General features: G+C 35.1%; 30 protein-coding genes. 22 read left to right on the plus strand and 8 right to left on the minus strand.

The features are described from left to right. Window positions 1-63 precede the first annotated feature (63 nt). From ACHUE4_RS03415 to ACHUE4_RS03425, 3 genes are read left to right on the plus strand one after another with little or no spacing between them, the layout of a single operon-like run. Complete coding sequence (locus ACHUE4_RS03415) at window positions 64-261, plus strand: DUF6501 family protein (protein ID WP_394187939.1); 198 nt, start codon at window positions 64-66, stop codon at window positions 259-261. A 41-nt stretch (window positions 262-302) separates the two neighbouring features. After that, window positions 303-1,166 carry an ATP-binding protein gene (locus ACHUE4_RS03420; protein WP_394187941.1) on the plus strand — a complete coding sequence of 288 codons (864 nt, stop codon included), beginning with the start codon at window positions 303-305 and terminating at the stop codon, window positions 1,164-1,166. Between the two features lies 1 nt (window position 1,167). After that, entirely contained in the window at window positions 1,168-3,063 is a 1,896-nt protein-coding gene (locus tag ACHUE4_RS03425) for a vWA domain-containing protein (protein WP_394187943.1), read from the plus strand. A gap of 30 nt (window positions 3,064-3,093) precedes the next feature. On the opposite strand, the gene ACHUE4_RS03430 is transcribed toward ACHUE4_RS03425, so the two are convergent. The 3 genes from ACHUE4_RS03430 to ACHUE4_RS03440 form a co-directional block, all read right to left on the minus strand. Further along, window positions 3,094-4,281 carry a toxic anion resistance protein gene (locus tag ACHUE4_RS03430; RefSeq protein WP_394187944.1) on the minus strand — a complete coding sequence of 396 codons (1,188 nt, stop codon included), beginning with the start codon at window positions 4,279-4,281 and terminating at the stop codon, window positions 3,094-3,096. Next, complete coding sequence (locus ACHUE4_RS03435; protein ID WP_394187946.1) at window positions 4,256-4,930, minus strand: 5-bromo-4-chloroindolyl phosphate hydrolysis family protein; 675 nt, start codon at window positions 4,928-4,930, stop codon at window positions 4,256-4,258. Before ACHUE4_RS03435 ends, ACHUE4_RS03430 begins: the two co-directional genes overlap by 26 nt. Window positions 4,931-5,006: 76 nt before the next feature. Then, a complete protein-coding gene (locus ACHUE4_RS03440; protein ID WP_394187948.1) occupies window positions 5,007-5,288 on the minus strand; it encodes an acylphosphatase in 282 nt (93 codons plus the stop codon). 291 nt (window positions 5,289-5,579) lie between these two features. Here ACHUE4_RS03440 and ACHUE4_RS03445 point away from each other — a divergent pair, with 291 nt between their 5' ends. Continuing rightward, window positions 5,580-5,888, plus strand: coding sequence for a DUF1033 family protein (locus ACHUE4_RS03445; RefSeq protein ID WP_394187950.1), 309 nt, complete (start codon window positions 5,580-5,582; stop codon window positions 5,886-5,888). Between the two features lie 190 nt (window positions 5,889-6,078). Continuing rightward, window positions 6,079-6,279 (plus strand): cold-shock protein, encoded by a 201-nt coding sequence (locus ACHUE4_RS03450; RefSeq protein ID WP_394187952.1) that lies wholly within the window; start codon window positions 6,079-6,081, stop codon window positions 6,277-6,279. 43 nt (window positions 6,280-6,322) lie between these two features. On the opposite strand, the gene ACHUE4_RS03455 is transcribed toward ACHUE4_RS03450, so the two are convergent. Next, a complete protein-coding gene (locus ACHUE4_RS03455) occupies window positions 6,323-7,048 on the minus strand; it encodes a hypothetical protein (RefSeq protein WP_394187954.1) in 726 nt (241 codons plus the stop codon). A 110-nt stretch (window positions 7,049-7,158) separates the two neighbouring features. Between ACHUE4_RS03455 and ACHUE4_RS03460 the strand changes: the two genes are divergently transcribed. Then, entirely contained in the window at window positions 7,159-7,644 is a 486-nt protein-coding gene (locus tag ACHUE4_RS03460) for a YkvA family protein (RefSeq protein ID WP_394187956.1), read from the plus strand. A 40-nt stretch (window positions 7,645-7,684) separates the two neighbouring features. Here the strand turns inward: ACHUE4_RS03460 and ACHUE4_RS03465 are convergent, their stop codons facing one another. Further along, window positions 7,685-9,292, minus strand: a complete 1,608-nt coding sequence (locus ACHUE4_RS03465) for an ABC-F family ATP-binding cassette domain-containing protein (protein WP_394187958.1) — start codon at window positions 9,290-9,292, stop codon at window positions 7,685-7,687. 271 nt (window positions 9,293-9,563) lie between these two features. Here ACHUE4_RS03465 and ACHUE4_RS03470 point away from each other — a divergent pair, with 271 nt between their 5' ends. Beyond that, entirely contained in the window at window positions 9,564-10,910 is a 1,347-nt protein-coding gene (locus tag ACHUE4_RS03470) for a sensor domain-containing diguanylate cyclase (protein ID WP_394187960.1), read from the plus strand. On the opposite strand, the gene ACHUE4_RS03475 is transcribed toward ACHUE4_RS03470, so the two are convergent. Further along, window positions 10,879-11,193 carry a hypothetical protein gene (locus ACHUE4_RS03475; RefSeq protein ID WP_394187962.1) on the minus strand — a complete coding sequence of 105 codons (315 nt, stop codon included), beginning with the start codon at window positions 11,191-11,193 and terminating at the stop codon, window positions 10,879-10,881. The genes ACHUE4_RS03470 and ACHUE4_RS03475 overlap by 32 nt on opposite strands. A gap of 145 nt (window positions 11,194-11,338) precedes the next feature. On the opposite strand from ACHUE4_RS03475, the gene ACHUE4_RS03480 reads away from it, so the two are divergent. Next, window positions 11,339-12,520, plus strand: a complete 1,182-nt coding sequence (locus tag ACHUE4_RS03480; protein ID WP_394187964.1) for an MFS transporter — start codon at window positions 11,339-11,341, stop codon at window positions 12,518-12,520. Between the two features lie 17 nt (window positions 12,521-12,537). Here ACHUE4_RS03480 and msrA read toward each other — a convergent pair whose 3' ends face one another. Beyond that, window positions 12,538-13,056 (minus strand): peptide-methionine (S)-S-oxide reductase MsrA, encoded by a 519-nt coding sequence (msrA, locus tag ACHUE4_RS03485; protein ID WP_394187966.1) that lies wholly within the window; start codon window positions 13,054-13,056, stop codon window positions 12,538-12,540. A gap of 148 nt (window positions 13,057-13,204) precedes the next feature. Between msrA and ACHUE4_RS03490 the strand changes: the two genes are divergently transcribed. The 4 genes from ACHUE4_RS03490 to ACHUE4_RS03505 all read left to right on the plus strand — a co-directional run bounded on the left by ACHUE4_RS03490 (window position 13,205) and on the right by ACHUE4_RS03505 (window position 16,687). Continuing rightward, the gene (locus ACHUE4_RS03490) at window positions 13,205-14,161 is read left to right on the plus strand and encodes an LCP family protein (protein WP_394187968.1); all 957 of its coding nucleotides are present in this window, start codon (window positions 13,205-13,207) and stop codon (window positions 14,159-14,161) included. A gap of 79 nt (window positions 14,162-14,240) precedes the next feature. After that, the gene (locus ACHUE4_RS03495) at window positions 14,241-15,425 is read left to right on the plus strand and encodes an AI-2E family transporter (RefSeq protein ID WP_394187970.1); all 1,185 of its coding nucleotides are present in this window, start codon (window positions 14,241-14,243) and stop codon (window positions 15,423-15,425) included. A gap of 50 nt (window positions 15,426-15,475) precedes the next feature. Continuing rightward, on the plus strand, window positions 15,476-15,880 hold the full coding sequence (locus tag ACHUE4_RS03500) for a sporulation protein (RefSeq protein WP_394187972.1): 405 nt from the start codon (window positions 15,476-15,478) through the stop codon (window positions 15,878-15,880). A gap of 246 nt (window positions 15,881-16,126) precedes the next feature. Then, complete coding sequence (locus tag ACHUE4_RS03505; RefSeq protein WP_394187974.1) at window positions 16,127-16,687, plus strand: SLOG family protein; 561 nt, start codon at window positions 16,127-16,129, stop codon at window positions 16,685-16,687. Window positions 16,688-16,705: 18 nt separating this feature from the next. Here ACHUE4_RS03505 and ACHUE4_RS03510 read toward each other — a convergent pair whose 3' ends face one another. Then, a complete protein-coding gene (locus ACHUE4_RS03510) occupies window positions 16,706-16,891 on the minus strand; it encodes a Spo0E family sporulation regulatory protein-aspartic acid phosphatase (RefSeq protein ID WP_394187976.1) in 186 nt (61 codons plus the stop codon). A gap of 190 nt (window positions 16,892-17,081) precedes the next feature. Here ACHUE4_RS03510 and ACHUE4_RS03515 point away from each other — a divergent pair, with 190 nt between their 5' ends. The 10 genes from ACHUE4_RS03515 (at window position 17,082) to ACHUE4_RS03560 (ending at window position 25,581) form a co-directional block, all read left to right on the plus strand. After that, window positions 17,082-18,515 carry an FAD-binding protein gene (locus ACHUE4_RS03515; RefSeq protein WP_394187978.1) on the plus strand — a complete coding sequence of 478 codons (1,434 nt, stop codon included), beginning with the start codon at window positions 17,082-17,084 and terminating at the stop codon, window positions 18,513-18,515. Beyond that, on the plus strand, window positions 18,515-19,057 hold the full coding sequence (locus ACHUE4_RS03520; RefSeq protein WP_394187979.1) for an MFS transporter: 543 nt from the start codon (window positions 18,515-18,517) through the stop codon (window positions 19,055-19,057). The genes ACHUE4_RS03515 and ACHUE4_RS03520 overlap by 1 nt, the downstream gene beginning before the upstream one ends. 504 nt (window positions 19,058-19,561) lie before the next feature. After that, window positions 19,562-20,467 carry a 1,2-phenylacetyl-CoA epoxidase subunit PaaA gene (gene paaA / locus ACHUE4_RS03525; protein WP_394188100.1) on the plus strand — a complete coding sequence of 302 codons (906 nt, stop codon included), beginning with the start codon at window positions 19,562-19,564 and terminating at the stop codon, window positions 20,465-20,467. A gap of 18 nt (window positions 20,468-20,485) precedes the next feature. Beyond that, the gene (gene paaB, locus ACHUE4_RS03530) at window positions 20,486-20,830 is read left to right on the plus strand and encodes a 1,2-phenylacetyl-CoA epoxidase subunit PaaB (protein WP_394187980.1); all 345 of its coding nucleotides are present in this window, start codon (window positions 20,486-20,488) and stop codon (window positions 20,828-20,830) included. After that, entirely contained in the window at window positions 20,827-21,639 is an 813-nt protein-coding gene (paaC, locus tag ACHUE4_RS03535) for a 1,2-phenylacetyl-CoA epoxidase subunit PaaC (protein ID WP_394187981.1), read from the plus strand. The genes paaB and paaC overlap by 4 nt, the downstream gene beginning before the upstream one ends. A gap of 26 nt (window positions 21,640-21,665) precedes the next feature. Next, window positions 21,666-22,166 (plus strand): 1,2-phenylacetyl-CoA epoxidase subunit PaaD, encoded by a 501-nt coding sequence (gene paaD, locus ACHUE4_RS03540; RefSeq protein WP_394187982.1) that lies wholly within the window; start codon window positions 21,666-21,668, stop codon window positions 22,164-22,166. Window positions 22,167-22,184: 18 nt separating this feature from the next. Continuing rightward, complete coding sequence (locus tag ACHUE4_RS03545; RefSeq protein ID WP_394187984.1) at window positions 22,185-22,487, plus strand: EthD family reductase; 303 nt, start codon at window positions 22,185-22,187, stop codon at window positions 22,485-22,487. Next, window positions 22,487-23,263 (plus strand): enoyl-CoA hydratase/isomerase family protein, encoded by a 777-nt coding sequence (locus ACHUE4_RS03550; protein ID WP_394187985.1) that lies wholly within the window; start codon window positions 22,487-22,489, stop codon window positions 23,261-23,263. The genes ACHUE4_RS03545 and ACHUE4_RS03550 overlap by 1 nt, the downstream gene beginning before the upstream one ends. 12 nt (window positions 23,264-23,275) lie before the next feature. Then, window positions 23,276-24,049, plus strand: a complete 774-nt coding sequence (locus ACHUE4_RS03555; RefSeq protein ID WP_394187987.1) for an enoyl-CoA hydratase-related protein — start codon at window positions 23,276-23,278, stop codon at window positions 24,047-24,049. A gap of 14 nt (window positions 24,050-24,063) precedes the next feature. After that, entirely contained in the window at window positions 24,064-25,581 is a 1,518-nt protein-coding gene (locus ACHUE4_RS03560) for an aldehyde dehydrogenase family protein (protein ID WP_394187989.1), read from the plus strand. Window positions 25,582-25,610: the final 29 nt, after the last annotated feature.

Genomic DNA, 25,610 nt, shown 5'->3' on the forward strand with positions numbered 1-25,610 from the left:
CATTTGATAAACCGATTTAGCTTGTTTATACTTAAGAAGAGAATTTAGAAAAGAGGTCATATTATGCTTCATAACACATGGAAAGATGCTAAAACAATTAAAACCGTAAAGTGTGTACATACAGATGCAAAAAAATATTTAGTATCAAATGTCTTAACCGCTGGCAAAACTTACGAAGTGAAAAACGAAACAGATGAATTCATTTTTGTTATAGATAATACCGGAAATATAGGCGGTTTTTATAAAGAATATTTCGAATAACCGATGACGACATCATCGGTTTTTCTAATGGAGGAATATTTATGTCTAATTTATTTACTGACGTTCAAAAACAACGCAAATCAAGAATACATGATGAACTAGATCAAATGTTGATCGGTAATGGAGGATATGTATCACCACTTAAATACTTGTGGGAAGATATCCTTCTGTCTGTTTCACTACATAAAAATGTGTTGCTAAAAGGACCTTCAGGATCAGGCAAAACAAAAATTGCTGAGTCGATTTCTTTTGAATTTAATCAACCTATGCATAGCATTAATTGTTCTGTAGATTTAGATGCAGAAGCTTTAATCGGCTATAAAACGTTAGTTCAGCAAAATGGAAATACGCAAATTGAATTTGTTGAAGGACCGGTCGTGAAGGCTATGAAAAAAGGGCATATTTTATATATTGATGAAATTAATATGGCCAAACCTGAAACATTGCCAATTTTACATAGCGTATTGGACCATCGACGTATGTTAACTAACCCGTTTACTGGTGAAGTGATTGTTGCCCATGAGGATTTTACCGTTATAGCCGCAATTAATGAAGGATATATCGGAACTTCACCATTAAATGAAGCATTAAAAAATCGCTTTATTTCTTTTTTAATTCCGTATCTTTCAGGCCAACCTTTAAAAAATCTTTTTAAACGTGAGTTTCCGGAAGCTTCTTTAACACTCATTACATCAATGTTGAATCTATCTGAAGATATTTTCATTCAAGCGAAAAATGGCTTACTAAGTGAGGAAGCAGCTTCCATTCGTAGTTTACTGGATGCAACTGAATTAGCGCAGTATATGGACCCTAAACGTGCGATTCAATATGCTATTGCAGAGAAAATGGAAGATGAAACTGAGAAAGACTTGATTATTGAGCTTGCAAATACTTGGCTGAAGTGAGGTGTTCCGTTTGACATCAGTCAACCGATTCATACAATTTAACAATGAAACGATTGATGCAAAAGAAATGATTAAAATGGAACATTTAGCAAGGGCATTAAGTCAAAATCCATCTATATCTCTTACTATTCGAAAATTGATGGAATTTCAGCCCAAAACTGAAAGTATGTCGATTAGTCATTTTTGGCAACATCGTGAAACTCATATTCAACATAAGGGACAACTCTCTGATTTGTATTTATTAACTTTGGGTTTTTGGCGACAATTTGATTTAGGCGACTGGGAAGATTATAGAGAAAAAGTAAAGCAATCACATCTTAAAGAATTTGCTTTTCAACTATTATTAAGTGCAGAAGAATTTAGACTATCTAATTTAATCAGTAAACAACGACCTGGAACTTTAGAATCTTTTGCCATTAGAGAAGAAGTATATGTAGCTTATCACGAACAGCAGCTTCAAGTGAATTTGAATAAAGGGTTTTTAAGTGATGCCTTGTATAGTTATTTATATATTTCACTTCGGAAGAAACTTGTTTTTGACAGTGAACTATATCCATCCTATTTTGAGCGGATTTTAGAGAAATGGCACTTTGCATTTGATTCTGCTTCTACTGGACAGAATAGCAAAATCTGTTTGGATATATTGTATTTTCTTGAAGACATTATTTCCAAAGATCTTATCCATACTTTTATGTCGATACATGAAAATTTAATGGATAATAACTACGCAGAAAAGGCAAAAAATAGCGTCAATCAAGAAGATTCGAAAGAAGATTCTAAATCGGATTCAATCGAAGAGATGTTTAACTCCTGGCATCGAGAAAATGAAAAGGAAAAAGGAAATCATCTTGAATTCGACCTCAATGCTGGAAATAAAGGCGAGGTTGATAATGGTCGATTTGAAGAAGGCAATGAAACGAACGAAATTCAAAGTGAGGCAGGGGGCTCTTCGGTTTCAAATAAGAATGAAAAGCAACAAGCAAAAGGAACATCTAATAAAAAATCTGATTTCATAAAACAGTCTGGAGAACGATTTGGTGATGAACATGTGAATGTCACATATGTTGAGAAGAAAATATCACTAAACACTCATTTGTCTCAAAAAGAGAAAATTGAAGAAGTCCGGATACAACAAAAACCTTACGTGAAATCTTTTATTAAAGAAATTCGAAAACGAATTGAGCAAAAGCAAACAAACAAAAGAACGAACTTATCAATGGGAAGATTAACGACAAAATTAACTACATTGGTAATTGATGATCGTCCAAAACCATTTTATAAAAAGCAAAAACCGGCAATTCCATTAGATGCCGTTTTTGGGCTATTAGTTGATAGTTCAGCGTCAATGATGGATAAAATGGATGAAACCAAAAAAGCTGTACTCTTATTTCATGATGTACTTAGAAATTTAGGAATTCGTCATGATATTGTTTCTTATAATGAAGATGCCTATGAAGCAACAGAAAAAGAACAGCCCAATTCGTTTGTTTACTGCCACCAAGTAGAAGATGGAACTTTAGACAATGCAGGAGCTATCTTTTCCTTAGAAGCTCAAGAAGATAACCGTGATGGATTAGCTATTCGATGGATGTCTGAAAGATTGCAGAATCGTTCTGAAAAACATAAATTCATACTTTTATTTTCCGATGGAGAACCTTCCGCATTTGGTTATGCTGCAAATGGCATTATTGATACAGCTGAAGCTGTCATTGAAGTTGAGAAGAAGGGGATACATTTTCTGCATTTATTTTTAAGTTCAGAAGAACCTGTGGAAGAGCAATTACATGTATTTCGAATGATGTTTGGACCAAATACTGCGGTTGCTAAAAATGTAGATGAGTTTACGTCTCAAACGCTTCGGTTACTTAGAAGGATGTTATATTTAATTGTTAAGTGATTTAGTTAAATTCAAGAGAAAAAACCGACCTCAAGTTTGAGGTCGGTTTTCTTTTTCGTTATGCACTATTAGTAAACGTTGTTTTAATTCATCTTCCATCCTAGCTATTTCTTTTTCAGCAGCTTTTCGTTTCACTCGACCGTCAGCTTGAATGCGGAGAGTTTCTTCGATCGTTTGCAATAGATTTTCTTGAGTTTGTTTTAATGTTTCAATCTCTACGATGCCACGCTCGTTTTCTTTGGCAGTTTCTATACTATTCATTTTTAACATTTCTGAGTTTTTCAGTAGTAAATCATTGGTTGTTTTCGTTACTTGTTTTTGAGCTTCAACCGCTTTTAACTGACGATTTAACGTTAAAGCAATTGCAATCTGATTCTTCCAGAGTGGGATAGATGTCATAATGGAAGACTGGATTTTTTCGGCTAAAGTTTGATTTGTTTGTTGAATCATTCGAATCTGTGGGGCACTTTGAATGGTAATTTGTCTCGATAATTGCAAATCATATAATCTCTTCTCAAGACGATCTAAGAACTGTGCCATATCATTAACTTCTTGATATGCCATTTGATCAGAAGATGCCTCAGCTTTTTGACGAAGTGCTGGAATAATTTCATTCACGATTTCATCGCGTTTAATCTCCGCTGCGGTAATATAAATATTGAGTGCTTGAAAATAGGCTTTGTTTTGATCATATAATTTGTCTAGCATATGCACATCTTCGATCAAGCCACGTTTTGAATGTTCTAATTGAATACCAATACGGTCAATTTGAGTACTTAATTTTTGGTATTTAGTCATTAGCTCTTGAACTGAGCGAGATACTTTTCCAAACAACCGTTTTATTCCAGACTTCTTTTTGGTCGTTAATTCTTCTGGATTAAGTTGAGTTAACTTATCCATCAAATCTTTTAAAATGTCACCGACTGGACCTATATCTTGTTTTTGCACATGATCTAGCATTTGATGAGAAAAACGTGACAATTCCGTTTGTGCATTTGCACCATAAGTTAGAACTGCTTCGTAATTACCTGCTGGAATTTGAGAAGCGAGAACCTTTGCTTTTTGTTGTTCTTCATCTGAAAGTCTTTCTAAAAAGGAAACACGTTGTTCTTCTTGATTTGACACTTCTTTTTGTAATGTCGGCTGTAGGTCAAAGGGGGAGTCCAAAAGATCATCCATAGTTTTTAGAGGCTTAGAAGCCGTTTGATTTTCCGTCATGCGATAAATCTCCTTTCAACATTAAAGGTTTTTCATGTTTTGCGATTGATATCTTTGCAAAGTCTAGCTCCATTTTTAAATGTTCAATATCTGAAGCTAATACTTGATGTAAATCGTTTTCCATTACTTGATTTAATTCAAGTAAAGTTTCTCTCGTATCTTGAAGAGCAATTTGAACTGCAGGTGCTTTAACAGGTTGAGAAACAAGTAAAGTATACTTTTCTGTAAGTTCTACAGCGGTTTCTAAATGAGCATAAAAAAATGGTTCAACGTGATAGAATTTCTTGGGGTTTGTCCGAACAATTTGGAAAATCCGCTTTGCTAGTCGATTCATTTCAAATAATTGTTTAAAAGCTCGTATCGATCTAACTTTAATAAAATATCCGTTTAGTTTATTTAATTTAAGCTTGGCTTCCTTCAGTTGTTGCTGAACATGTTTATATTCAGGCAATGTCATATTGTATTTCTTTATAATAAGCCTCGATTGAACACTTTTAATAACATTCACTGACAGTGCATAAACACCAGCTGAAATTAAACCAGCTATGAAAAAGTTTAAATTAGCACCTAGTTGGAGAGAAATCCAAGAGGTAATGAATAGTGGGAAGCTTATAAGATGTCGTATTATAAAATAAGCAACATGTAGCATGTTGAATACCTCCTTGTTTAGTCCTATGTATACTTACGTATGAAGACATAAAAGGTTTCGTTTTGACAGTATTCCTTCAGACAATATCAGTTTCCATTGTACGATATCCTTTTAAATCATCAAAGAAAGTCACGGAATATGATGTGATAGATGCTAAAGGTGAAACTCCTTTTTGAATGTACGCTACGAATAAGTCCAATTGTTCTTCTTCACCTTCGAGTTCCATTACGATTTCATTTTGTTCGTATCCTCGACAATATCCTCTTAAATGAAGTTCATTCGCTTTTTGTTTTGCTAGAAAACGAAATCCTACACCTTGTACATCTCCGTGCATAATAAAATGAGCACGTTTTTTCATATGGTAACCTCCTGAGTAACAATCACTTTTTATATTTGTCGTGGTTGTCCTGTTACTCCTTAACTTATCTCAATTTTCTAATATTATCAATGTTATTGTTTTTAAAAACCATGTTAGAACAATATGATGTTGAATAAAGGAAAGTTAATCATTTAAGTTCGTTAGATGGGGGATTGGTAGGGAGTAGATTGATTGTTATAGAATTTTGGCTAGGTAAGTCTAAATTCTAGACGTCACATCTCAACTTGCTACAATAAAGAATAGATATTACATGGAACAGAGGGTGTACATATGAATGAAATCATATACATGAAAGCGGGATATGAACCATGGTGGTTGTTTTCAGGATGGGAAGAATACATCGTTGAGAAAAAAACATTTTCTACTGATGATGAAGCTCGAAAATACTTGGAGACAATACTAGAAAAATTCAGAAACAGTTACCCTCATGAACGGTCGGAAAAAGGACCATTTTGGGCTTTTTGGACGGAAGATGAACAGGAGTTTTGTGAAGCATGTGATGATGATTTACAAACATATCACGGTGTATTATGGTTCAAGAATGGATCTCCAACAACTGATTTTAAAATAGCTGAATAATTAGTTTTTTGTGTTCATACCATTGACTTTACTATTGGAAATGATATACTATTTGTAACAATTGATATGATTTTACCGGGAACGAGTATTCACATATGTTCTATAGTGACGGCGTTGGCTGGTTGCTATTGCATATGTGTTTTTTTTCCTAAAAAAGTTCAATTGTCACTTTATTTTTGGAGGTAATCACATGAAACAAGGTACAGTAAAATGGTTTAATTCAGAAAAAGGCTTTGGTTTTATCGAAATTGATGGAGAAAATGATGTATTTGTTCATTTCTCAGCTATTCAAGGTGAAGGATTTAAAACGCTTGATGAAGGTCAAAAGGTTGAGTTTGAAGTTGTAGATGGAAACCGTGGACCACAAGCAGCTAATGTAACTAAAATCTAACTAACACATATGAAGAGGCATCCAAAATGGATGCCTCTCTTTTTTATTGTATTGATTCAATTGTAGAGCTTACGGAGAATTTTATATCCTCGTCATCCATAATAAATTCACGTTTGATCTCCCCAAAATTTTCAACAATATATCGATTTTGAATACTTCCTGTTTCATCGATCTTCTGTATCTGTATAACGTCTTCAAATTTCTGAAGTGGTGTTTCTAACGTTTGACTTACTTCGATAATCTTCCATCCATCAAACTCTCTGTCCTTTTCTATTGGGAGCTGAAGAAAAGTTGAAATTGCAGGCATAGCATCTAATTCATCATTTGTTGGATTAAATTCTCCGTAAAATTCACCCTGTTCATTAATTAATTCAATTGCTTTATCAGTAATTCGATAAGTTCTTAAGAGAATCGTTCCTCCATTGTCTTCAAAGATCGAAACGGTATGATCATTATGCCATTGTGTACGCGCCGTATAGGTGGCATATTCATTTCCTTCACCTAGATACTTAGCTACAGATTTATCCTTCATGAAAAAGTTTGAGAGATCAATTGACATGTCTTCACTATTGATTTCTGGTTGTTCTTTTTCATTGTTATTTTCTTTAGAATTAACTTCGACTTCATTATTATCTTCATGCGTATTTTCATTATCATTCTTTGTTTCATTTAAATCTGAACCTTCATTACTATTTTTTTCAGTTTGGAAACCACATGCAGAAAGAAAAAGGAGGAGGCAGAGTATCGATAAAATTTTTATTCTTTTCATTTTTAACCCTCCATTTTAGTCTTATTTTAATATTAGACGTAAATGAATCTTTAAATGTTTCAACTTTCATTTTATTTGGTATAGTAATTTGATAAGAAGGAGGATATTACATGACTGAATATGAATTAAAACAAGAACTACCATCACCAGAGAAGCAACAAGATTTTTATGAAAAACTTCGCAGTAAAATGAAAGCATTCTTAGATTCAAAAGGTGGGAGTGCAAGTAAGTTCGCACCTTACTTATTATTTGCTCCTGACTTATTTCATTTACTAACTAAATCAATGATGGATAATCGTATTGATGGAAAAAGCAAGGCATTGATTGGTAGTGGTATTTTATATTTCATTACACCAATCGATATTATGCCTGAGGGTTTAATAGGACCTGGCGGATTTATGGATGATATTATTGTGGCCACATTTGTAGTTAATATGTTGTTAAACAAATTCTCTCCATCTATTTTGGAAGAACATTGGGTAGGGGATCAAAAGCTTTTACAATCACTTCAAAAAATTTCCGAAACAAGTAATGGATTATTAGGGAAGTTACCAGCTAGGTCTTTACTTGGACGATTTTTAAAAACGAGTAAATAAAAAGTGCGGAGGGGAGACCCTTCCGCACTTTTTTAATGAGTTAAGATTTAATTCCTTGTGATTCTTTCCATTCCAAGAATTCATCAAAAGTTAATTGCTTATCTAAGATTGAACCGTCTGGAAGAATCTCAATTACGCGATTTGCAATTGTTTGAATGAACTGATGGTCATGAGATGTGAAGATCATGGCACCTTTAAATGAAATTAAGCCATTATTTAGAGCTTGAATCGATTCTAAATCTAAATGGTTAGTTGGTTCATCAAGTAACAATACATTTGCATTAGCAAGCATCATTTTTGATAGCATACAACGTACTTTTTCTCCTCCAGAAAGGACTGCAGGTTTTTTCTTCACTTCTTCACCTGAGAACAACATACGTCCTAGGAACCCACGTAGGAAAGTTTCACTCTCATCATCAGGTGAATATTGACGTAACCAATCTACTAATGAATTTTCGTTTCCAGTAAAATATTCACTGTAATCGATTGGGAAGTAGGTGCGCGTAGTTGTAACGCCCCAGCGAATTGAACCTTCTTTTGGTTCAACTTCTTCAGATAACACACGAAGTAAAGCAGACTTAGCAATTGGGTCACCTATTAAGATGATTTTATCGTCCTTATTTACTGAGAAATGTAAGTCTTTGAATAATGTTTTACCTTCATGATCCATTGAAATACCTTGTGCAGAAAGAACATCGTTTCCGATATCTCTTCCAATTTGGAAGTTCACATAAGGATATTTTCTTGAAGAAGGTCGAATATCATCTAATTCAATTTTGTCTAGCATTTTCTTACGTGAAGTCGCTTGTTTCGATTTAGATGCGTTTGCACTGAAACGAGCAATAAAGGCTTGTAATTCTTTAATTTTTTCTTCTTTTTTACTGTTTTGATCTTGAGACATTTTCAATGCTAATTGACTTGATTCATACCAGAAATCATAGTTCCCAACGTATACTTGAATTTTACCGAAATCTAAATCGGCAATATGAGTACACACTTTGTTTAAAAAGTGACGGTCATGGGATACAACAATGACAGTGTTATCAAAGTTGATTAAAAACTCTTCTAACCATTGAATTGCTTTCAAATCAAGGTGATTGGTAGGCTCATCTAGTAAAAGAACGTCAGGCTTACCAAAAAGAGCTTGAGCAAGTAAGACTTTAACTTTCTCAGATCCCGTAATATCGGCCATCTTCTTACTATGAAGGTCGTCTCCAATACCTAAACCTTGAAGTAGGATAGCAGCTTCAGACTCAGCTTCCCAACCATTTAAGTCAGCAAATTCACCTTCAAGTTCTGCAGCACGCATACCATCTTCATCAGAAAAATCTTCTTTCATGTAAATGGCATTCTTTTCGTTCATCACTTCGTATAAACGTTTATGTCCCATCATCACGGTTTCAAGAACAGGATACTCTTCATATTCGAAGTGATTTTGTTTTAAAACAGCAAGTCGTTCATTTGGATTCATGATGACATTGCCTTCTTGAGCTTCAATATCACCTGATAAAATTTTAATGAATGTTGATTTCCCTGCACCATTTGCACCAATTAATCCATAACAGTTTCCTGGATTGAATTTTATATTGACGTCTTCGAAAAGCTTGCGATCTCCGAAACGTAAACTTACATTACTAACAGCAATCATGTTAGAACCTCCTCATTTTTCACAATACTTCTATTGTATCATAAAACTACACAACTTTGCTCGAAAAGAAGGAGAGTCAAATATATTTGTAATACAATGACTTACTACATTTGGCTGAATAAACACTTAAAGCATAAATGATCATACATTTTTAAGACAGTCTCCATATTAATAATTATAAATTTCGGAAATTTCAGTTCGCAAGTAGTAGCAAATAAATTGAAAAAGTTATATACTTATGGCACATAAAAGGATTCGGGGAGTGGGTAATATGGAGCAGGATTTTTCTCAATCTTTTCAAGAGATTACGTTAAACGGACCAATTATTTTCATGCATTGGTTTTTAACAGATGAAAAGCAAACAGTTGATCATATAACACCAAATGTACATCGTCTTTTTGGTTATTTACCTAATGAACTTACTTCCGGAGAAATTCCTCTTTTGTCGATTATTTTTGAAGAAGATCGGGAATTATTTATTGAAACGATGCGAAAAAGAATCGCCGCAAAAGAGCCGTTCTGGAATTCTACCTACAGAATTTATGGGAAAACAGGACAAATACATTTCATAAAAATTTACACATATATCAAATTTAATAGACTTACAAAAGAAGCATCCATTTTCTCTTATATTTTCGATCAGACCGATCTAAAACAAGAAATAGAAATGCATATTGCTTTAGAACATCGATGGTCGACTGCTATTGATAGTGCGCAAGAAGGTGTTTGGGATTGGAATGCGAAAGAAAATACTGTGTTCTATTCTAAACATTGGAAGGGCATGCTTGGTTATGAGGAACATGAATTGAAAAATGAAGTGCATGAATGGCGAAGCCGAATACATCCTGAAGATATTGCTAAAGTCGATTTAATTATAGAGAAACATCTTAGTAATGAATCCGACTATTACAGAGGCGAGCATCGACTTTTACATAAAGATGGTACGTATCGCTGGATTTTAGATAGAGGACGCGCGGTTGAACGGGATGACACGGGTAGAGCAGTTCGATTAATTGGTACACACGTGGATATAACAGAAAGCAAACGAACGGAAATGTTATTGAAATCTCGTAATGCAGAACTCGAACAACTCCTTGAAAAAATAAAAGAATTATCCATTACCGACCCACTAACTAATCTTTATAACCGTAGAAAAATGGTTGAAGAAATTGAACAAGCTCAAATGTGCTACGAACAAGTGAAAAATCCTTTTACGTTGGCGATACTAGACCTAGATTACTTTAAGCAAATAAATGATCAGTATGGACATGTCTTTGGAGATGAAGCACTTAAATTATTTGCATCTTTATTAAAAGAAAATGTACGGTCTGAAGATGTAATCGCGAGATGGGGTGGGGAAGAGTTTATTATTTTGTTCCCTCAGACCACTTCACAAGAAGCAATAAATATATTAGATCGTATTCAAGGACTTTGCCAGACTGATTTATTATTCTTAAACGAAGAAAAAGTCATGCTATCTTTTTCAGCAGGTGTGTGTGAATATGATGAATCGTGTGATTTAGATGAATTAATTAAAAACGCAGACCAAGCACTTTATGATGCAAAAGCTAAAGGGCGAAATCAAATCATTTTGTACAAGATAGGACTTCTAGGATAGAATCTGGAAGTTCTTTTTTTTGAAGCCATTTATTAATTATTGAGATGTCTGATTGATTTTTTTTATTAAGATAAGCCGGTAAACTATCTAATTCTAAATTTAGTAAAAGTTCCATTTTGACATAATCTTCGCGAGAAGGGCCTTCATTACTTACAATTCCTTTGGTCGTAAATATATAATAATAAGAACTAATTGAACGAAAAATGAAAACTGTATCTGGAAATACATCGTATATCGCCTTTATTTGATATTTTTTCGTATAGCTCCATTGAATTAAGTTCATACTTTCACTTCCTTTACCACATTATAATAACGAACATAAAATACGAACGCAAGTTCTGATGTGTAAAAGAGAACTCACATGACTCGTCAGACGTCTGATATAATTTATCTTAGTAATCAGTTGTTTTAAAAAAAGGAGCTCAACGATGTCGACGAAAAAAACAATATCCATGCTATTTGCCGCCATATTTCTAATTGCATTAAATTTAAGGCCGGCTGTAACTTCAATTGGTCCTTTATTAGATACAATCCGAAATGATCTTCATTTAACAAATAGTGAAGTAAGTCTTTTAACGGCGATTCCAGTTATTTGTATGGGGTTATTTGCACCACTTGCTGTTCATTGGTTAAATAAATTCGGACAACGCAAAGGAATTTCGATTTTAATCATCATTATTGGAGGTATGACACTTCTTAGAACTTGGTTCTATGATTATATTTCCTTATTAATAACCGCATTTATTATAGGGATCGCGATTGCCATAATCGGACCTATTATCTCTTCACTAATAAAGGAGAAGTTCCCTACACGAATGGCATCTGCAATTGGAATTTACTCGCTTGGTATGGGGGCAGGAGCAACTTTAAGTGCCGGATTAACTGGCGTCATTTATGTGATAGTTGGTGAACGATGGGAAATCGCATTATCTATTTGGTCAGCTTTAGCTTTACTTGCTTATGTTGTTTGGATTCTTTCAATTAAAGATGCTAAAGCTGTTAAAGAACCTGTGGAAATGGATGAACCAGCGGTATTTAGATCACCTTGGTCAAATACACGTGCTTGGCTCATTTTATTATTCTTCGGATTTCAAGCATCTTTGTTCTTCTCATTAACTACTTGGCTTGGATCTGCAGCGGGAGAACTTGGCTTTAATGTAATTGAGGCTGGTACGGTCATTAGTGTATTAACAATCGCACAAATTGCTGGTAATATCGTCATTCCGTTGTTACTTGAAAAATTTCCAAACCGTTCTTTTTGGATTTATTTCTCATTAACGCTTGGTACTGTAGGTTTGGTTTTATTGTTGACGAATAGCACATTGCTCATTTGGCCAGCTTCCGTATTTCTAGGACTAACATTGGGTGGTTTATTTCCATTAGCTCTTTTATTACCTTTGGACGAAACAACAGATGCACGAGAAGCGAATGCTTGGACGGCAATGGTTCAAACGGGTGGTTTTATAATGGGAGGAATCACGCCTTTAGCAATCGGTATTTTGTATGATATCACTGGTACCCATCAAATGACTTACTATGTTCTATTGATGTTACTAGTTGGTATGTTTGTCGTGACTATCTTTTTAAACAAAAAAAATAACCCTGCGTAGGCAAGGTTATTCATACGTTACTTTTTCCAGTGATTTTCAATAAATTTATCTCTTCCGGATATTGCGCGGTCCTCCGCGTAATCATTCGGATTTTTTTTGTAATAATCTTGATGGTAATCTTCTGCAACATAGAAAGTTTTAGCAGGAAGAATCTTAGTTAAAATTGGTTTTGAAAAGCGTCCACTGTCTGCTAATTTTTGTTTAGACAATTCAGCCTGATCTTTCTGTTCATTTGTATGATAAAAAATTGCCGTTTGGTAAGATTCACCGCGGTCGTGGAATTGACCACCATCATCCGTTGGATCAATTTGCTGCCAATAAATTTCTAATAATTGTTCATATGTAAACGTGGTTGGATCAAATTCAATTTGTACCACCTCTAGATGACCGGAATCGCCTTTTTTCACATCTTCATATGTTGGATTTTCAATATGGCCGCCCATATATCCTGATAAGACAGAATCAATGCCGTCCCATTGATCAAATGGTTTAACCATACACCAAAAACAGCCACCTGCAAATGTTGCTTTTTCCATAACAAAAAACTCCTCTCGTTTCCTACATAAGCGCTATTGTAGCACTTGCGAGAACTCGTCACAACAACTATGATTGAGTAAGTTTTAATCGCAACTTTTTAATAGAAGTTTTCGTTCTATTGATTGAATAAAGAAAGGGGGATGTATTGTGGAAGACATGCATCCAAAAAGTAGAATTGAACGCAAAAAAAGAAAGTTTCGATTCGGTCGATTTTTCTTATCGATATTGACATTAATCATTGTTGGCACTCTCCTATACTCGATCGTCCAGTATAAAGCAGGGCAGAAGTTAGCAGCAAGACAATCACAAGATCCAATCGAATTTAATGGAGATTCACTGGATATAAAAAATCCTACTATCGAAAATATTTTAGTTCTTGGATCAGATACTCGAGGCGAAGAGAAATCAAGAACTGATACAATGATGCTTGTCTCTTGGAATAAAGAAACAGATGAAGTAAAAGTGATTTCATTTATGCGTGATATTTATGCAGACATACCCGGCTATAAATCAACTAAATTAAACACTGCCTATTTTTTAGGAGGCGTCCAATTAGTTAAAGATACAGTAACGAGTATGTTTGGCATTCCGATACATCACTATGCACTCATAGATTTTGAAAGCTTTGAAACCCTAGTGGATATCGTTGCTCCAAATGGTGTAGAAATTGATGTGGAAAAAGATATGTCAGAAAAAATTGGTGTTACCTTAAAAAAAGGAATTCACAAACTTAACGGGAAAGAACTTCTTGGATACGCCAGATTCCGTGCAGACAAAGAAGGGGATTTTGGACGTGTAGCAAGACAGCAAAAAGTAATGGAAGCTTTAAAAGAAGAAGTATTTAAACCAGTGAATGTCGTTCATTATCCGAAATTCGCAGGGGCACTTCAAGGGTATGTTGAAACCGACTACTCGAGCGCTGAAGAAGTGAAGAGAGTATTAAGTCTAGCTGCAAGTGGTGGAGTGGAAATTGATAAGTTAACTATACCAGTAGAACATAGTTATCAATTTTCTACCTATGAAGGTGCTGGATCAGTAATTGAAATTGATGTAGAGCAAAACAAAAAAGCACTTAGTGAATTTATTGGCTATTCTTTAAGATGATTAATTGATAGTTTGTAGAAAATTCATATAAAATGATAAGTAAGCTTGTGAGAGTTATTTAGAAAGTGAGGGTTATTAAATGCAACCAGAAAGATCATCATTTTTCTCTACCAAATTCATTCAATTTCTAGGAGGGAAAAATACACTCTTCACTTTACTCATGATATTAATGGTTGGCTTAATCATTTGGATTTTTGATATCATTTCGTTTATTTTTTACCCTATTCAAGTGCTTCTTGCTAATGTCGTGTTGCCTGTTATTTTAGCCACTATTGCTTATTATCTATTGCGACCTGCGTTGCAGGGACTAATTAAATTAAAAGTACCGAAAATATGGGGGATTATTTTTATTCTCCTTGGCTTAATTAGTTTAATAACTTTATTAATTGTTGCTGTATTTCCATTTTTAAGAGATCAGACTTCAACTTTAATTCAAGAATTTCCAGAGTATTTCCGGAAATTAGTGATTAAAATAGACACATTTCTTAGAACATCTATATTCTCAAGTTATTACGTCAATTTTGATATGGATGAAATTATTAATCAAATACCTCAAGATATTGGAAATACCATCTCGGATACGCTTGGCGGGGTAGCGAATGGAATTGGGAAAGTAATTTCAACACTAACAGGACTAGTTTTAGCAATTGTAACGGTTCCGTTTATCTTATTTTATTTATTAAAAGATGGTGAAAAGCTACCTCAATACATTTTGAAATTACTTCCACCGAGAATGCGTGAAGACGCTGCTCAAGTTATGAAGGAAGCAGACAAACAGATAAGCGCCTATATTCAGGGGCAAATTTTAGTCGCGATTTGTATTGGATTAATGATCTCCATAGGATTCCTTATAATCGGTATGGAATATGCGTTACTGCTCGGTGTACTTGCAATGATTACAAGTGTAGTTCCTTACTTAGGACCGATTATAGCCATTACGCCAGCAGCCATCATAGCTGTTGTCACTTCACCTTTCATGTTGGTGAAATTAGCAATCGTGTGGACGGTGGTTCAGTTAGTCGAAGGAAAGTTTATATCTCCACAAATTATGGGTAAATCATTACATATACATCCAATCACAATCATATTTGTTTTATTAACCGCAGGCTCATTATTTGGGGTACCTGGTGTGATTTTAGGAATACCCGGTTATGCTTTATTAAAAGTTTTAGTGACTCATATGTATAAACTTTTCAAACGTCGATATAATCGTCATGAAACAAACTTACAGCTTCACTACGAACAAACCGAAACAATTGAATAATTAATTGATATTTTGTATGTGACTGTTAAAAGAAATCAGGAGGAAATTACATGTTGAAAAAGTTTTTATCAACAATTGGGATTGGATCAATGAAAGTGGATACGATTGTTGACCAACCAGATTTAGCACATGGTGAGTCTCTATCAGGAAAGATTTATATTGATGGGGGACAAAGTGAACAAATGATCGATTTTATTAAACTAGAAGTGATTAAACGTTCTGAAGGACATAGAGAAGATAGTGATTTTGATGTTACGAATGATGTTGTTGCAAAATACATGATTGAAACGATTGGCTCCGTTAAATCAAAGGAAACAAGAATGGTTCCTTTCGAAATAATGCCAGATGAACGCTGGGAATATGATAAAGACCAAGCTAAGCTATTTTTGAGAACATCCGTCCACATTACTGGTGCTGTGGATGTTCAAGATGAAGATGAGATAAGATACAACTAAATACAGCAGTCCAATACAGTCATTCCAAAATATGTTGGAATGACTGTATTTCATCGCTATATTTGTATTATGCAAATATTAAATACGTTAAGTATTTGCATAATGCAAATAAACGACGAATTAAAAGTTGTGAAATACAAGTGTTTCGGATAGGGAATGATTTTTGACCCGTTGTATTAGAAAGTCTATACTGATTCTCATGGGCGTTCTCGGTGAATAATGTTGTAATTTGAAAGAGGTGTGATAATGGTTAAACGTTTAATTGTGACAGGATATAAACCTCATGAGCTCGGAATTTTTGATGATAAACATCCAGGTGTCGTCATCATTAAAAAAGCACTGGAATCTCAATTGGTTGCACAAATTGATGAGGGACTTGAGTGGGTGATTATTAGCGGACAATTAGGAGTTGAAACGTGGGCTGCTGAAGTGGTATTAGAATTGAAAAAAACCTATAAGCAGTTGAAATATGCTGTTATCACACCTTTTCTGGAGCAAGAAAAAAACTGGAATGATTTAAAAAAAGAAAAATATAGAATGATTTGTACGAATGCCGACTTTCAAATTAGTGTCTCGAAAAAACAGTATGAAGGTGGTTGGCAATTCATTGAAAAAAATAAGTTCATCATTCGAAATACAGATGGGATTTTGCTTGTATACGATGAAGAGAATGAAGGATCTCCAAAATTTATTAAAGAAGAAGCTTTACGCTACAGTCAAAGAAATGATTATCAGCTCTTCAACATAACGGCAGATGATCTGCAAATAGCTGCAGAAGAGGATCAAATTAATTATTGGTCTGAATAAAAAAACGGTTCAATCAATTTAACTAACTTGATTGAACCGATGAATCTCTTGATATCGATTTAGCAATGTATCTAACTCTTGACTAATTGACACCACTAATGGATGTGTTAATCCATGATCTTTTGCTTTCTTATACATATCCTTCTGCTTCTTTTGAATCTGGCTTTTCAAGTTGACTTTCTTCTCAATAGCTATTGAATTCATCAAGTTACTCCTCCAATTATTACGATTTTAAAAACTAATTGTTTATTTAGTAATGCATTTCATGTAATGTCTAATAATGGATGTCTATAGTATCTTTTTCACCAATTCACTGTGTTTAAACCTCTAATTAAAAAATATTTTTAGACTTTTTTCACGAACGTATATAATTCGTTCTTATATAGGAGAAAACATGAGAAAAAATAGAATTATATTGGTTTTAGTTTATGTTTTAGTCTTTTTTAGTTCCTTTCAGCTGTTTCATATCCAACAAACAAATCCTGTTTTTGAAGATCGAGGTAGATTAGTGTCGGTTAAAATGAAGAATCTAACTTCTGGTAAAGATGAAAAGGATCTTATAAAGATAGTGAATTCTGCAAAGCGTCAGAATGAAACAATTTCTATAGCGGGAATTCAACATAGCCAGGGTGGCCAAACATTATATCCTGACGGGATATTACTTAATATGAAGTCTTACAATAAAATTTTAGAATTAGATGAGACCAAAAAAACGATTACCGTTCAAAGTGGAGCAACTTGGGATGATATTCAACGCTTTATTAACCCAAAAGGATTAGCGTTGAAAGTCAGTCAGTCTCAAAATATCTTTACTGTGGGCGGCTCATTAAGTGTGAATGTTCACGGGCGCGATATACGACATCAAGGTTTAATTGAAACGGTTGATTCATTTCGACTATTAACTGCTGAAGGCAAGATTATCAATGTTAGTCGAGCGGAAAATGAAGAACTATTTGAATTGGTTATTGGGGGATATGGATTATTTGGCGTTATTTTAGATATTACCTTGCATTTAACGGATGATGAATTATATCAAATCGAAACTCATTCTTTAGCTTTTGATGAATATAGCGAATATTTTCAAAGAGAAGTCATTCAAAATGAAGTGGTTAAGATGCATCTTGCTCGTTTATCCGTTGCACCAGAAACGTTTCTAGAGGATATGTACGTAACCAATTATTTACTTTCCGATCATCAAGAATTACTACTGGAACATATGAATCTAAAGCGAGATTCAATTATTGCCATTCCTAAACTCTTTCTTGGTCTTTCACGTCAAAGTGATTGGGGTAAGGATTTGTTTTGGGAAACTCAGGAGAACTATAACAAACGGTTAAATGGATCGCATATTACAAGAAATAATGTGATGAGGTCTGATTCAACCTTTATGGATTATGAGCATGCGAGGAAAACAGAGGTATTACAAGAATACTTTGTACCTGTAGATAATTATGAATCGTACATAAAAGACTTAAAAGCTATGTTACTTAAGCAACCGGATTTTAATTTATTAAATATTACCGTCCGTTATGTTGAAAAAAATGAAAAAGCTGTAATGTCTTATGCTAAGCAGGACATGTTCGCCTTGGTGTTGTTAATTAACCAAGACATGGATCAAGATAGTATGAAAATGAATCAAGAAGTTATAAGAAAAATGATTGATATCACCTTAGATCATGAGGGAAGTTACTATCTCCCTTATTATCACTATGCTTCGAAGAATCAGTTAAGAAAAGCATATCCTCGAGCAGAAGAATTTTTTGAGTTGAAAGACAAATATGACCCAGAACATCTATTCATGAATCTGTTCTATGAGGAGTACCATTAATGAATACTCGTAATTTTATCATTTATCAAAGTACGGTTGGAATTGCTGCGAGCATAATTTTCCCTTTTTATATACTATTCTTAAAAAACGTGGGGAGTAGTTATTCTCAATTTGGGTGGGCATATGGATTATTTGCATTAACCGCTGCCTTAAGTTATCCATTCGTAGGAAAGATGGCAGACAAATTAGGTGATCATCTACTTTTAGCTATCTATTCATGGGGGATGGCTGCGATTCTATTAGTATTTCCACTAGCTTATGAAATTTGGCATGTATATGTATTACAAATCGTAATGGGGCTTCTTGGAGCTATTCAAAAAAATTCAGAAAAAGCGTTCCTTGCTCGAGCTGTAAATAAAGAAACAGCTGGAGTTGAAATTGGAAGATATCATGTATGGACGTCAATTGGTGCCGCGATTGCAGTCATTGCAACAGGGTATTTAGTTGACTTTTTAACGATTGGTAGTTTATTTTATATCGCGTCCATTGCTTTTGCGTGGAGCGGATTTTATGTCATGAAATTTAGAAATGAAAGTAAATAAACTTTATTTCACGATTCACCCCATCTATAACCTCAATGTCAACGTAACCCATACATTTGGGAACTTGATTGAGGCACCGAAAATTATAGTTTAGTTTAAAGCAGCCTTAATAGATTAAGGTTGCTTTTTTGATGCGAATTTTTTAGTGCTATATATATTGAAGATAAAAGCAATTCATTTGGAATTTTCAGAAATTATGATTGACATCTTATGTCGTCGCTATTAATCTAAATGTAAGCATTACAGTTTAATAGCTAAACGTAATTAAACTGTTATATATAATTCGCTAAATAATACAAATAGGAAAATCTTTTAATAGGTACCGGTTAAATCATTATCTAAAAATGTTGTCTCATTTATTCTTCACTTGTTTAATGTAACAACGTCTGATGATGATGGTACTAATTCGTTATGTTGAACATCTTGCTAGCATACCTTATAAGGGGAGGGTTTATAGTGACATACACGAGCGTTGAAACTCAAGAGGAAAAGCTTGAAAAATTTATGGAGCGTATTGAGTCTGGAGATAAAATCGAAGCAGATGATTGGATGCCAGACGAGTATAGAATGACATTGATTAAATTGATTTCAATGCATGGTATGAGTGAAATTATGGGGGCTTTACCTGAAAAAGAGTGGGTACCCCGTGCTCCATCTCTATATCGAAAATTAGGAATCATGGCTAAAGTTCAAGATGAAATGGGTCATGGTCAGTTATTGCTTCGAGTTACTGAAGATTTGTTAATGCCATATAACAAAAATCGTGGGGATTTAATGCAAGATTTATTCACCGGCGATTTAAAATTCCATAATGTTTTTCATATGGAAACAAAAACGTGGGCAGACGCCGGAATTATCGGATGGCTTGTGGATGGTGCAGCGATTATTACCCAGACGGATATGCTTAAAGCATCATATGGACCATATTCACGTGCTTTACAACGAATTTGTGCTGAAGAAGTGTTTCACGCCCAACATGGGGAATCAATAATCTTAGCATTAGCCGAAGGAACAGAGAATCAAAAAGCAATGGTTCAAGAAGCGTTAAATCGTTGGTGGGAGCCACTGCTCATGTTCTTTGGTCCTGCAAGTAAGGAAACCACTGGTTCTTCTAAACAAGATTTAACGATTAAATATAAAATTCGAACAAAGACGAACGAAGAGTTTCGTCAAATCTTCTTTGATAAATATATTCCGAGAATCCTTTCTCTTGGGTTGACGATTCCTGATCCAACCTTACATTACGACAAAGAAAGTAATATGTGGTCATATCAGCAACCGGATTGGAATGAGTTTAAGAAAATCATTAAAAACCAAGGTCCTCGTTCGGAAGCGCGTCTTAATCTAAGACGTCATTCCTATGAATATAATTCATGGGTAAGAGATGCCCTTAGTGCCACAATTAGTTAAAGGAAGGAGTCAGAAATGATGGGTGAAGAAAAATTTTACCAAGAGTATGAAATTTTCAGTAAGCGTACACCAAGTTCAGCGTTCCAACACCAGTTCAGTCTACTGGCTCCTAATGAAGATATGGCCTTCATTATGGCGCAAGAAAACTTTATGCGGAGGGAGCCCGTTGCTGATATATGGATTGTGAACCGCAAACATATTAAAAAAATGAATGATGAAGAAAAAATGACATTAAATCGATTAGAGAATAAGGATTATCGTACAACTAAGGGTTATGGCTACTTAAAGAAGAAGTGGCGTCAATATGAACAAGAAATGCTAGATGAGAAAGAAATTTTGTCGTGGGGAGGTGTACGTAAATGACAAACGCGGAGTCTGCAATGAGTCAGGAATACAAAGATGCTCTTGAAAGTTTATTGTTTCAATTAGCAGATGACGACTTCATGTATGCTTACCGGGGATCTGAATGGTTAGGACTTGCTCCACATATTGAAGCTGATATAGCTTTTTCATCAATCAGTCAAGATACGATGGGGCATGCAGCTATGTATTATCAGCTTTTAGAAGATTTAGGAGCTGGGAAAGCAGATCACCTCGCTCATTTTCGTCCATCTGAAGATCGTAAAAACAGTATTTTGTTAGAACGAGTGAATGGTGAAGGCTATTATATGGAAACGCCTCATTATGACTGGGCATATGCTGTCGTCCGTAGCGTATTTTACACGTATGCAAAAAAAGTGAAACTTGATTCCCTATGTGAAAGCGCTTACTTGCCTTTAGCTGATGTTGCGTTGAAAGTTAGAATGGAACTTTATTATCACAAAATGCATTGGGATATATGGTTTAAACAATTATTGAATTCCACAGATGTCGCTAAAAAGAAAATGAATGATGCAATTCAACTCGTACTAGCGGACTTTGGAGACGTTTTTTCCTTTGGAAGTCATAAACAAGCCATCGAAAAGAATGGTCTTATTGCCAGTGAAGAAGAGCTGAAGAACAAATGGAGTAAACTCATAGCACCTCTTTTTCAAAGTGTACAAATGACTACTCCGATTATTCCTGAACCATCTGACAAAAATGGCAGAAATGGAAAACATACAAGTGATCTAGAAAAGGGTCTTGCAACACTTTCTGAAGTTAACAAAGTAGATTCTGCTGCTGTCTGGTGAATGAAATGGGGAAGGAGGAATTCATCATGAATGCTTATGCTAGCCTAACGGTGGAACGTGTATTTGAAGTGTTGCTGAATGTGAAAGATCCTGAAATTGATTCTGTGAGTATTGTGGACCTCGGTATGGTCGGTGATGTTGTCACAGAAGAAAATGATGTAAAAGTTACTTTGCTCCCTACATTTTTAGGTTGTCCTGCACTTGAAATTATTAAAGAGAATACTGTAAAAGCGATAAAAAAACTGCCGGAAGTTGAAAATGTGAAAGTAGAATTCATTTTTAATCCTCCATGGACGTCAGATCGTATTACAGAAAAGGGACATATAGGATTAAGAGCATTTGGAATTTCTCCCCCTCCGCGTCATTTTGAAGAGGATGGCACCTGGCATGTAGATTGTGCTTATTGTGGATCTACTTATGTAACGATGGAGAATATTTTTGGACCTACTGCTTGTAGAAGTATTTTGTATTGTAAGAGTTGTAAAAATGTATTTGAAGCAATGAAACCGATATCGACACTAATGTAAAAGTGAGGAGAAAAACAAATGGCTAAATTAATCGCGTTATATAAGCACCCAGAAAACAAAGAGGAGTTCGACAATCATTACTTTAATGTTCACGGACCTTTGACAGAAAAAATTCCAGGTCTTCGCGAAATGAAAGTAACGAAATTTACAGGTTCACCAATGGGTGGAGAAGCAAAATACTACCTAATGTGTGAAATGATTTATGATGACATGGAAGCTTTAAACAATGGAATGAGATCAGCAGAAGGTAAAGCTTCTGGTAAAGATTTAATGAGTTTCGCATCAAATTTAGTGACATTAATGATTGGTGAAGATGCATAATGTCAGACTTTGAATTCATCGAAACTACCTTAATGGGAAGTACAGCTCTAATCGAACTTAATCGCCCACGTCAGTTGAATTCTTTGAATACAAAAATGATACGTGAAATCTTGCTGGCGATGGAAGACTTTGATCGTAATGATGCAGTTCGTGTAATTGTTCTAACTGGTAAAGGTCGAGCATTTTCTGCAGGTGCAGATATTGATGAAATGACAGATGCCAATCCAATTTCTCTTGAATTACTCAATCAATTTACGGATTGGGATCGAATAGCCCAAGTGAAAAAGCCAATTATTGGTGCAGTTAAAGGCTTTGTATTTGGTGGTGGATTTGAGTTAGCTCTTTGTTGCGATTTACTTATTTCTTCGACCGATACAGAATTTTCTTTTCCTGAAGTAGGACTTGGCGTCATGCCTGGAGCAGGTGGTACACAACGGTTGACGAAACTAGTTGGCCGTACAAAAGCTTTACAGTGGCTTTGGTCAGGGGAAAGAATTTCAGCAGAAGTTGCACTTGCACATGGCATTACCACTCGAATCGTTGCACCTGAATTATTAATGGAAGAAACAATGAAATTTGCAGAACGACTTTCTAAACAACCGCCGTTGTCTGTTCGTCTCATAAAAGACTCTGTCAATAAAGCGGTAGATTCTTCGTTATATGAAGGTATGCAGTATGAACGTAAAAACTTCTATTTATTGTTTGCGACACAAGATCAAAAAGAAGGCATGAACGCCTTTATTGAAAAACGCAAACCAGATTATCGTGGCTATTAAGGAGAGTGTTCTATGTTTGAAACGATTAGATATGTCGTTAAAGATAACATTGCATGGCTTTATTTAAATAGACCTGACAAATTAAATGCTTTCGTGGCGAAGATGAATCATGAAGTGAAAGAAGCGATTAAGTCTGCCAGTTTTGACGAACAAGTTCGTTGTATTGTAATTACTGGAGAAGGACGAGCGTTTTGTTCAGGACAAGATTTGTCTGAAGTAGACGAACAAATGGATCATGGGCAAGTGTTAAGAGATCATTATGGTCCTATGCTCAAGCAAATAAGTAAATGTGAAAAACCAATAGTCGCAGCTGTAAATGGAGTAGCGGCAGGAGCAGGATTCAGCTTAGCTCTTGCGTGTGATTTTAGAATTGTTTCTGAGCGCGCTAGTTTTTTAAATGCATTTATACATGTTGGCCTTATACCGGATTCGGGAAACCTTTTATATTTAACACAGCTTGTTGGACATTCAAAAGCACTCGAGCTTTCGGTTTTTGGAGAAAAAGTACCAGCTTCCGCTGCAGTTGAAATGGGTTTAGCAAACTTACTTATATCTGAAGAAACATGGCCAGATGACGTCACAGCTTATGCAACTAGACTAGCTGCACTGCCAACCAAAGCTATTGGCTTAATCAAGAAATCGTTAAAAGCAGTGTCGAACCTTTCGTTTGAAGACTATTTGGAATTAGAAGCCCAAGGTCAAAGAGTTGCGGGTCTTACAATGGATCATCGTGAAGGAATTCAAGCATTTATGGAAAAAAGAAAACCTGTATTTTCAGGAAAATAGGGGGAGTAAATTTTATGACAACCATTCGTGAAAATGAAACTGAACAAGAATCGATGAAACGTGAATTTTATCATATGATTATAAACGGTGAAAAAGTTAAAAGTAGCACTGGTGAAGTATTAAAGACATATAATCCTGCAAATGGTGAACTAATTGCTGAAGTTGCTAAAGCTTCGAAGGAAGATGCAGAAAAAGCATTCGAAGCTGCCCGTAATGCATTTGATAAAGGAAAGTGGAAACTGTTCCCGGTAGGAAAACGTGCTCAGGTTCTGAATAAAATCGCTGCTATTATGCGTAATCGTTTTAATGAATTAGTAGAATTAGAGATTCTTGATACAGGTAAATCTCTACATGCAGCTCAAGGTCAAGTGACGCAAGCCATTGAAGATTTCGAATTTTATGCTGGTGCTATTGTCGGTCATCGTGGAACAGTAAATAACGTTCCAGGTCAATTCCATAATTATACTGAAAAAGAGCCTGTAGGCGTTTGTGCACAAATCATTCCTTGGAATTATCCACTTATGATGGCTGCTTGGAAAATTGCACCCGCAATTGCTGTAGGATGTACTGTTATTGTTAAACCCGCTTCACTTACTCCTTTAACAGCAATTATTTTAGGTGAAATTTGCCTTGAAGCTGGTGTCCCTGCTGGTGTGGTTAATGTCCTACCAGGTTCAGGATCGGATGTTGGAAACTTCTTAGTAGAACACCCACAAGTCGATAAAGTAGCTTTCACCGGTTCTACACCTATCGGTAAAGATATTATGGGGAAAGCTTCTCAGACATTAAAACGAGTGACATTAGAGCTTGGTGGGAAGTCTCCAAGTATTGTATTTGAAGATGCAGACATTGACGCTGCAGTAGATGGTTCGTTATTCGGCATTTTCTATAATTCAGGTCAATCCTGTGAGGCACGATCTCGTTTATATGTTCATGAAGATATTTACGAAGAATTTATGAACAAGTTTGTTGAGAAAACGAAAAAATTACAACTCGGAAATCCTTTTGATAAAACCACTCATATGGGTGCAATTATTGATCAAAGTCAACTTGACACAATAGAAGGTTATGTACAATCTGCAAAAGAAGATGGTGCTGACATTCTTGCTGGAGGTAAGGTGGCTAAACCAGAAGGATATGAAAATGGATTCTGGTATGAGCCAACGATTATCTCGAATGTTACTCAAGATATGAAGGTTGTTCGAGACGAAATCTTTGGACCTGTTGTCGTTGTGTCTAAATTTAAAGATGAAAAAGAAGCGATTCGATTAGCGAATGACACTGATTTCGGATTAGGTTCAGCTGTTTGGTCAAAAGATGGTGCACGAGCAACTCGTGTTGCAAATCAAATTCAAGCAGGAATCGTTATGGTTAACTGCCCATTCTCTGCTTTCCCTGGAACGCCATTTGGAGGGTATAAGCAATCAGGTTTTGGTCGTGAGCTTTGTATCGAAACACTAGACCTTTATACGGAAACGAAGAGTGTTTTATCTTATTACGGAAGTCGTCCGTTGAATCCATTCGGTCTTTAAAAATGAAGTGAACTTACGGACAGGGAGTA

Source organism: Paenisporosarcina quisquiliarum (assembly GCF_043641925.1).
Classification (GTDB): Bacteria; Bacillota; Bacilli; order Bacillales_A; family Planococcaceae; genus Paenisporosarcina; species Paenisporosarcina quisquiliarum_A.

Coding starts and splice junctions, on each gene's coding strand:
- ACHUE4_RS03415 (WP_394187939.1), top strand. CDS start 64: ATGCTTCATAACACATGGAAAGATGCTAAAACAATTAAAACCGTAAAG.
- ACHUE4_RS03420 (WP_394187941.1), top strand. CDS start 303: ATGTCTAATTTATTTACTGACGTTCAAAAACAACGCAAATCAAGAATA.
- ACHUE4_RS03430 (WP_394187944.1), bottom strand. CDS start 4,281: ATGACGGAAAATCAAACGGCTTCTAAGCCTCTAAAAACTATGGATGAT.
- ACHUE4_RS03435 (WP_394187946.1), bottom strand. CDS start 4,930: ATGCTACATGTTGCTTATTTTATAATACGACATCTTATAAGCTTCCCA.
- ACHUE4_RS03440 (WP_394187948.1), bottom strand. CDS start 5,288: ATGAAAAAACGTGCTCATTTTATTATGCACGGAGATGTACAAGGTGTA.
- ACHUE4_RS03445 (WP_394187950.1), top strand. CDS start 5,580: ATGAATGAAATCATATACATGAAAGCGGGATATGAACCATGGTGGTTG.
- ACHUE4_RS03450 (WP_394187952.1), top strand. CDS start 6,079: ATGAAACAAGGTACAGTAAAATGGTTTAATTCAGAAAAAGGCTTTGGT.
- ACHUE4_RS03455 (WP_394187954.1), bottom strand. CDS start 7,048: ATGAAAAGAATAAAAATTTTATCGATACTCTGCCTCCTCCTTTTTCTT.
- ACHUE4_RS03460 (WP_394187956.1), top strand. CDS start 7,159: ATGACTGAATATGAATTAAAACAAGAACTACCATCACCAGAGAAGCAA.
- ACHUE4_RS03465 (WP_394187958.1), bottom strand. CDS start 9,292: ATGATTGCTGTTAGTAATGTAAGTTTACGTTTCGGAGATCGCAAGCTT.
- ACHUE4_RS03470 (WP_394187960.1), top strand. CDS start 9,564: ATGGAGCAGGATTTTTCTCAATCTTTTCAAGAGATTACGTTAAACGGA.
- ACHUE4_RS03475 (WP_394187962.1), bottom strand. CDS start 11,193: ATGAACTTAATTCAATGGAGCTATACGAAAAAATATCAAATAAAGGCG.
- ACHUE4_RS03480 (WP_394187964.1), top strand. CDS start 11,339: ATGTCGACGAAAAAAACAATATCCATGCTATTTGCCGCCATATTTCTA.
- msrA (WP_394187966.1), bottom strand. CDS start 13,056: ATGGAAAAAGCAACATTTGCAGGTGGCTGTTTTTGGTGTATGGTTAAA.
- ACHUE4_RS03495 (WP_394187970.1), top strand. CDS start 14,241: ATGCAACCAGAAAGATCATCATTTTTCTCTACCAAATTCATTCAATTT.
- ACHUE4_RS03500 (WP_394187972.1), top strand. CDS start 15,476: ATGTTGAAAAAGTTTTTATCAACAATTGGGATTGGATCAATGAAAGTG.
- ACHUE4_RS03505 (WP_394187974.1), top strand. CDS start 16,127: ATGGTTAAACGTTTAATTGTGACAGGATATAAACCTCATGAGCTCGGA.
- ACHUE4_RS03510 (WP_394187976.1), bottom strand. CDS start 16,891: ATGAATTCAATAGCTATTGAGAAGAAAGTCAACTTGAAAAGCCAGATT.
- ACHUE4_RS03515 (WP_394187978.1), top strand. CDS start 17,082: ATGAGAAAAAATAGAATTATATTGGTTTTAGTTTATGTTTTAGTCTTT.
- ACHUE4_RS03520 (WP_394187979.1), top strand. CDS start 18,515: ATGAATACTCGTAATTTTATCATTTATCAAAGTACGGTTGGAATTGCT.
- paaA (WP_394188100.1), top strand. CDS start 19,562: ATGGAGCGTATTGAGTCTGGAGATAAAATCGAAGCAGATGATTGGATG.
- paaB (WP_394187980.1), top strand. CDS start 20,486: ATGGGTGAAGAAAAATTTTACCAAGAGTATGAAATTTTCAGTAAGCGT.
- paaC (WP_394187981.1), top strand. CDS start 20,827: ATGACAAACGCGGAGTCTGCAATGAGTCAGGAATACAAAGATGCTCTT.
- paaD (WP_394187982.1), top strand. CDS start 21,666: ATGAATGCTTATGCTAGCCTAACGGTGGAACGTGTATTTGAAGTGTTG.
- ACHUE4_RS03545 (WP_394187984.1), top strand. CDS start 22,185: ATGGCTAAATTAATCGCGTTATATAAGCACCCAGAAAACAAAGAGGAG.
- ACHUE4_RS03550 (WP_394187985.1), top strand. CDS start 22,487: ATGTCAGACTTTGAATTCATCGAAACTACCTTAATGGGAAGTACAGCT.
- ACHUE4_RS03555 (WP_394187987.1), top strand. CDS start 23,276: ATGTTTGAAACGATTAGATATGTCGTTAAAGATAACATTGCATGGCTT.
- ACHUE4_RS03560 (WP_394187989.1), top strand. CDS start 24,064: ATGACAACCATTCGTGAAAATGAAACTGAACAAGAATCGATGAAACGT.